The organism is Prosthecobacter sp. (assembly GCF_044373815.1).
In the GTDB taxonomy this organism is placed as follows: domain Bacteria; phylum Verrucomicrobiota; class Verrucomicrobiia; order Verrucomicrobiales; family Verrucomicrobiaceae; genus Prosthecobacter.
Genome location: NZ_JBIPNG010000411.1, coordinates 1 through 6,066, shown reverse-complemented (window position 1 = coordinate 6,066; position 6,066 = coordinate 1). Strand labels below are relative to the sequence as shown.

Here is a 6,066-nt window from a genome sequence, read left to right as displayed (position 1 = left end):
CTGCTGCGGCTGCCCTGCTGGAGAAAGCTACGGTTTGTCTGAGTGAGTGCCGACCAAGGGCCATCCCAGCGGAGCAGCTCTGCGCCATCCAGCAGGACTTTCAATCCGTTCTCGCGGGCTTGGAAAAGGATCTCTCGTTTCTGCCCCGGCAGGAAGTAATGATTCTCGTTCTTTACCAAAATGGAGGGGCCGTTCTTGGAAATCGTAGCGCTCACTTCTTTGGGATTCGACTTGTTGCCGGTCCAGGAGTCCAGAGTTACAGCACCGCCGGAGTTGTCGTGGACGAGGGCAAAAAACATCGCATCGCCCGGCGTGGCGCGTGTGAGGCGGATACGGAGGTCGTAATTTGCAGGAACTTTGGCTGCTGGGATTTCAAGGGTCCGGTCTGAGTTGCCATCACCCTGGCTGTGCAATTCACCCGCCGAGATCCGCCATTGACCACTGAGGGAATGTTTGGCGGGGTCGATTTTGGAGATGAGATCAGTCCAGCCCTTTTCTGCCACTGCGGGAGAGGAGGGGCGTTGCGCGGGTGCTGGCGAGGGCGTGGAAGAGTTAACCGGCAGAGGAGGCGGAGCGCTGGCGAGGGTGCCCACGCTCTTGGGGCCGGGTTCGACACGGATCGAATGGAGGACGAGAGGTGGGCCGCCCTTGGTTTCGCCCCCGATATTCACATGCCCGGGCTTCATGCCGGTCCAGTTTATAACGCTTGAGACGCCTTCATCCTGCATGTCGATGATGGGCCTGCCATCGAGTGAGATGACGACCTTGGAGCCTGAGGCCACGGCCACTTTGACGGCATGCGATGAGCCGGGGGACGGAGATCGGGAAGTGCCTCGTCGCGCCCCTTTGGGAAAAACAACGACCACATGATTGTTTATCGTGACCGGAAACCATCCTCCGGGTGCGGGGAACAGGAGTTCCAGGTATCCTTGTGACTCAGGTGCAATGGTGAATCTTATTTCGCACTCATAGTTGTCCCGCACAGCCACGGGCACCGAAAATAGAGGGAATGGATCATCACGCGAATCGCCAGGGCATACGATCCTGCCGCCCTGAAACTGCCACTGCCTGCTGGTGGGCAGACGCAGATCCTGCGGAAACGTCACACCCGAAAAATTCCCCGGGGAGGCTGATTCTGCAGCTGGCTGCTCGGGAAGTGGCGGAGGGCTGACCTGAGGCTTTTGAGCGGGGGCGATTGACTCCAAGGCACTTGCCGCAGGGACGGGTGGCGGTTTCGTGCCCGGAATGAGGAAATAGATGCCAGCGCCGAGGGCCAGGACGGCTGCAACACCCGTGAGAACTCCATGGCTGGATTTTTTGACGGGTGCCTGGGGCGGGCGAACCGCCTGCTCCGGCATCCTTCTCGGAGGTGCGCCTGCCATGGGCTTCTGCGGAGAGCTGGCTGTCTGAATTTCCGCCTGTCGTTGCGCCCGGATGGCCTGCGCGGCAGCCTCGGCAGCGGCCTGCTGCTGCTGGATGAGCAAGGCGCGCGGTGTGGTGAGGATGACATCAAGCTCCTGACGGATCTCGGCGGCGGTTTGATAGCGTGTCTCGCGATCCGTCTGCATCGCCTTGGAGATAATCGCGTCGAAGCGAGGATCGGTGCCGTGCTTTGTGGCTGGAAGAGTCCAGAGGCCGCGAGGGACTTCGCCGGTGAGCATCTGGTAGAGCATCACACCGATGGCATACAGATCCGCGCGACCATCGAGCGGGATGCCGGGGATGAGGGCTTCAGGGGCGACGAAATCGGGCGTGCCCATGGCCATGTTCGTTTTCGTCAGGCCGCTCTGGCCGGCATCGCTGGCCTTGGCGAGACCGAAGTCCGCGACCTTCACCGTGCCCTCTTGATTGATGAGGATGTTGGCGGGTTTGATGTCGCGGTGGATGATGCCGTTGCGGTGAGCGTAGTTGAGCGCGTCGCAGACATGGGCGGTGATGGAGAGGGCGTAATCCTCGGGCAGTTTGCCTTGGGAAACGATCATCCTGGACACATCCGTGCCGTCAACGAACTCCATGACGATGTAGAGCAGGCCGGTCTGCGTTTCGCCGAAGTCGAACACGCTGACAATGCTGGGATGGCTCATTTTAGCCATCGTGCGTGCTTCATTTTTGAAGCGCGCGGCGAATTGCGCATCGTCATCGTCGTCCACCAAATCGAGGGGCAGCACCTTGATGGCGACAGGGCGGTCCAGCGAAACTTGGACGGCCTTGTAAACGGCACCCATGCCGCCGCGTCCGAGCAGTGAGACAAATTGATACTGCGGAAGCATGGCCTGCATTTCTTCCAGAGTTGGCGGCTGCCAGCCTTTTGAGGGCTTGGAGCTGGAAGATGAAGTGCTCATAGGGAAAAGTCGTGGGCCGTATCGTCGGATGATATTAGCAAGGACCGTTCCGACATCGCAATCGTCATTTTGACGTGGCGGCGAAAGGGCCGTGCTGAATTCATAGCCTGAGCAAGGGATGAGGGTTTGTTCGACTTGAGCGTAGTTGCAGCGTAAACAACCCGTGCATGAAGATCCCTGTTGCTTACGAACTGAACGGCCGCCGACGCTTTCTGATGGTGCAGGACGGGGAGACGATCAGTGTCGGGCGAGGCGAGGCTTGCAGCATTCGACTGACGGGGGAGGCAGCGCAGGAGGTGGAGCTGACGGCGCAGTTTGTGAACGGGTGTCAATTGCTCGTGGTGCATCCGGCTAATGGCAGCGTGCCTTATGCGCAGCCGCTGCCGTGGAAGGTCGCTCTGGCGGGGATGGAACTGGAACTGCAACGTCCTTTCAGAGCGGATCAGGGCAAGGCTGGGCGCGAGCTGGTTTTGCAAGGGTTGAGCGCGGGGGAAACCCGGCTGGTGCTGCCAACGGACAAGCCGCTGCTGCTGGGTGCGAGTGATGCCTGTGCGGTGGTCATTCCAGATGCGGGATGCCCGGATGTGCTGCTGGCCCTATGGGGGGCAGGGAACAAGGTGCTGGTGCAGGTGCTGGATGAGTCTGCTGTGGTGGGCTGGGTCGGGCGTGCGGGTGAAAACGAGGCTGAGCTGGAGCTGCCTGTGAGTTTGAGCATTGGCGGCAGGGTGCTGCTCTTTCGCTCTGGCGATGCAGCGGCAATGACGCATCCCGTGGCGAAGCCGATGGCGCCTGTGGCTGCAGAGCCGCATGCACCTTCCATTTTGGCGAAGAACGCCGAATATGCTCCGAAGATCATCGCACGGCAGGGCAGTCCGAGCGGCAGTGAGGAAGGCGGGATCCATCTGGTGAAAAAGGCGGAGCAGGCTCCGGCGACCACGGGGCCTCCGCTGGTTCTGCCGCCGCCGTCGGTTCTCTCTGCGGATGAAGGGGTGCCGATCATGACGATGGAGGAGGCGGCTCATTCGCGTCCCAAGCCCTACACTCCCAAGGTGTTCATTCTCGCGAGCTGGCTGCAGGTGGGGCTGATTTTTGCCGTGGCGCTGCTGCCTCAGCGGGGGCTGATGACGCCCGAGCAGATCGTGCAACTGTGGTATGCCGCGGGTGGCATGCTGATCCTGACGCTTGTGCTGGGTCTTGGGGTGCTGCTGAAATGACGCGTGGAATTTTCCGCGCGGGTGTCATACAAGGCGGCGTTCCCGCGTCACTCAGCGGGAAATGAATGGAACGCGCTATTGCCGACCAGCTCGAAGCCCTGCATCCCGACGCCTTTGGCTGGGCGCTGCACTGCTGTGCCGGCGAGCATGGGCGGGCGGAGGATGTGCTGCAAAACGCGTATCTCAAACTGGCCCAGCAACGCGCGCAGCACGACGGGCGCTCCAGCTTCAAGACGTGGTGGTTTGGAGTGATCCGCTTCACGGCGCACGAGGAGTTCCGGCGGCTGCGCTACCGGGAATCCCTGCTGGGAAAACTGCTGCTGCAGCTCACGGGCGATGCCCACGATCCGCAACCGTCGCCTGCACGAAAGATGGAGCTGGACGAGCGCACGGCCGAACTGCGGCGCTGCCTGGCGCAACTGCCGGCACGGCAGGCGGAGGTGCTGCATCTGGTGTTTTACCAGGATCTCACGCTCAACGAAGCGGCGGAGGTGATGCGAGTGAGCATCGGTTCCGTACGCCAGCATTACGAACGCGGCAAAGCGCGCCTGCGCACGCTGCTGCAACCCGAACACCTGCATGAAACCGCAGTCTGACGACGACCTGCTCGAGATTTTTTCGCACGCACGCCGGCATGACCGGGAGGACGCACCTGCCTGGCGACCGGAGCTGCTTGAACGGCCTATGCAGAGGCCTGCCACCCCGATGCGGTGGATACCGGCGGCGCTGGTGGCAGCCAGTGTGATCGTGGTGGCGGTCTTCTTCACCCACGCGCCAATGCATGAGCCGCGACTGAGCGAGGCGTTGCCGCCGTTGTTTGAGTCTCAGCCAGGCGAGCTGTTTGCCAGCATGGAGCCGTCACTCATGAGCTTTGAAGCGCCTTCCGATTTTCTTTTGCCCGATCATCTCAACCCCTACAACCCATGAAAAAGCTCCTTTGCTGCCTTTTGCTCACCGTCTCCAGCCTGCCTGCTGCTCAAGTCGAAGACTGGCTGAAAAGCGGACTGCTGCATCCGGACCTGATCGCCTCGGTGCGTGAGCAGCTGGCCCTGACGGAAGAGCAGCAGGCCAAACTCAACTCCCAGCTCAGCGACGCGCGTGCCCAGGCTGAGCCGCTGGAGCAGGCGGTGCAGGAGCAGAAGAAAGCGCTCAATCATCTGCTGCAGGATCCAAGCACCAGTGCTGACGTGGCGGCGGCGCAGCTGTCCAAGCTTCTGGATGCGGAGGCCGCGATCAAACAATTGCAGCTGCGGGCGCTGATTGGAGTGCGCGATGTCCTGACACCGGAGCAGCTGGCCCAGGTGAAAAAACTCGGGCCGCCTAAGCTGGCTGCAAATGGCGGACTGGAGGCGAAAGTGAAGGAGAAAGCCGGCAAGCTCAGGGCTGCCGTGGAGGCCATCGGCGTGCCGCCTACCGAGGCGATGAAATATCGCGGTGAAGAAATCGAAAAGCTGATCAAAAACAGTCAGTTTGCCGAAGCCAACAAGGAGCTGGATGAGCTGATGGAAGATTCGCACTTCAAGGAGCTGGAAGCCGAGGTGGAGAAGGTGGATTTTGCCAAATTCGAGCCGGGCAGCACCGATGTCGAAACTTTGCGGGAGCGCTTTGAAAGCGTGCAGGTGGCAGGTCAGGAAATCATTTCCCTGCCATTGCTGCGCGAGCTGGTGCAGGCCAAGACGGCCTTTGAAACTGCGAAGGAAGCCCAGGACGCCGACAAGGTGGGGCGCATTCTGACCTATGTGGAGGGCAAGCTGAAGAAGTAACCCGGCGGAAAGCAGCGCTCCGCCTGATGGTGACGTCGGGGGGAAACCGCAGAAAACTTTCGTTTGCCTTTGGCCATTTTCCGGCGATAAAACGCCGTAAGTCACCTGTTAAGGGTCAGGCTCAGTCGTTCATCAGGTGATTTCGAATCCGTTGGTGTTCATATACCGATGATCGGGGCTGGTTCTGACACGAGGCAGAGGACGGCACCCAACAACGATAAAGATATGAATACCAAGATGTACGTGGGCAATCTGCCCTTCGCCGCTCAAGAACAAGACATTCGTGAGCTGTTTTCACAATACGGTGGTGTCACCGAAGTGTTCCTCCCGATGGATCGCGAAAGCGGCCGTCCACGTGGCTTTGCCTTCGTGACCATGGACTCGGCAGATGCCATGAACAACTCAATCAACGCGCAAAACGGCCAGGAATTCATGGGCCGCAAGCTTGCCATCAATGAAGCCCGCCCACGTGAAGAACGTCCGGCTGGCGGCGGCGGTGGTGGCGGACGCGGCGGCTACGGTGGTGGCGGCGGTGGCGGCGGCGGCGGTGGCCGTGGCGGCTACGGTGGTGGCGGCGGCGGCGGTGGCCGTGGCGGCTACGGTGGTGGCGGCGGCGGTGGCGGCGGCAAGCGCGGTGGCGGCGGTTTCGACCGTGGCAATCGCAGCGACGGCGGCGACGGCGGCGGCTGGTAACACCTGACCCTGTTTTTGACTTTACGCCCGTGATCCGGTGAGAGCGTTATGCGC

Annotated in this window: 6 protein-coding genes; 5 read left to right on the top strand and 1 reads right to left on the bottom strand. The window is 61.1% G+C overall.

What is annotated here, in order from left to right; translation table 11 throughout:
• Positions 1-2,342, bottom strand: a 2,342-nt coding sequence (locus ACIREA_RS24630; RefSeq protein WP_397384988.1) for a protein kinase, incomplete at its 3' end; no start/stop codon positions are given.
• 167 nt (positions 2,343-2,509) lie between these two features.
• Between ACIREA_RS24630 and ACIREA_RS24625 the strand changes: the two genes are divergently transcribed.
• The 5 genes from ACIREA_RS24625 (at position 2,510) to ACIREA_RS24605 (ending at position 6,012) form a co-directional block, all read left to right on the top strand.
• Positions 2,510-3,556, top strand: coding sequence for a hypothetical protein (locus tag ACIREA_RS24625; protein WP_397384987.1), 1,047 nt, complete (start codon positions 2,510-2,512; stop codon positions 3,554-3,556).
• Positions 3,557-3,621: 65 nt separating this feature from the next.
• Positions 3,622-4,152 carry an RNA polymerase sigma factor gene (locus ACIREA_RS24620; RefSeq protein WP_397384986.1) on the top strand — a complete coding sequence of 177 codons (531 nt, stop codon included), beginning with the start codon at positions 3,622-3,624 and terminating at the stop codon, positions 4,150-4,152.
• A complete protein-coding gene (locus ACIREA_RS24615; protein ID WP_397384985.1) occupies positions 4,136-4,483 on the top strand; it encodes a hypothetical protein in 348 nt (115 codons plus the stop codon). Before ACIREA_RS24620 ends, ACIREA_RS24615 begins: the two co-directional genes overlap by 17 nt.
• Entirely contained in the window at positions 4,480-5,319 is an 840-nt protein-coding gene (locus tag ACIREA_RS24610) for a Spy/CpxP family protein refolding chaperone (protein ID WP_397384984.1), read from the top strand. The genes ACIREA_RS24615 and ACIREA_RS24610 overlap by 4 nt, the downstream gene beginning before the upstream one ends.
• A gap of 225 nt (positions 5,320-5,544) precedes the next feature.
• Entirely contained in the window at positions 5,545-6,012 is a 468-nt protein-coding gene (locus ACIREA_RS24605) for an RNA recognition motif domain-containing protein (RefSeq protein WP_397384983.1), read from the top strand.
• Positions 6,013-6,066 lie beyond the last annotated feature (54 nt).

Bases quoted from the DNA above. Each gene is read 5' to 3' on its own strand.
- ACIREA_RS24610 (WP_397384984.1), top strand. From the start codon at position 4,480: ATGAAAAAGCTCCTTTGCTGCCTTTTGCTCACCGTCTCCAGCCTGCCT.
- ACIREA_RS24605 (WP_397384983.1), top strand. From the start codon at position 5,545: ATGAATACCAAGATGTACGTGGGCAATCTGCCCTTCGCCGCTCAAGAA.
- ACIREA_RS24625 (WP_397384987.1), top strand. From the start codon at position 2,510: ATGAAGATCCCTGTTGCTTACGAACTGAACGGCCGCCGACGCTTTCTG.
- ACIREA_RS24615 (WP_397384985.1), top strand. From the start codon at position 4,136: ATGAAACCGCAGTCTGACGACGACCTGCTCGAGATTTTTTCGCACGCA.
- ACIREA_RS24620 (WP_397384986.1), top strand. From the start codon at position 3,622: ATGGAACGCGCTATTGCCGACCAGCTCGAAGCCCTGCATCCCGACGCC.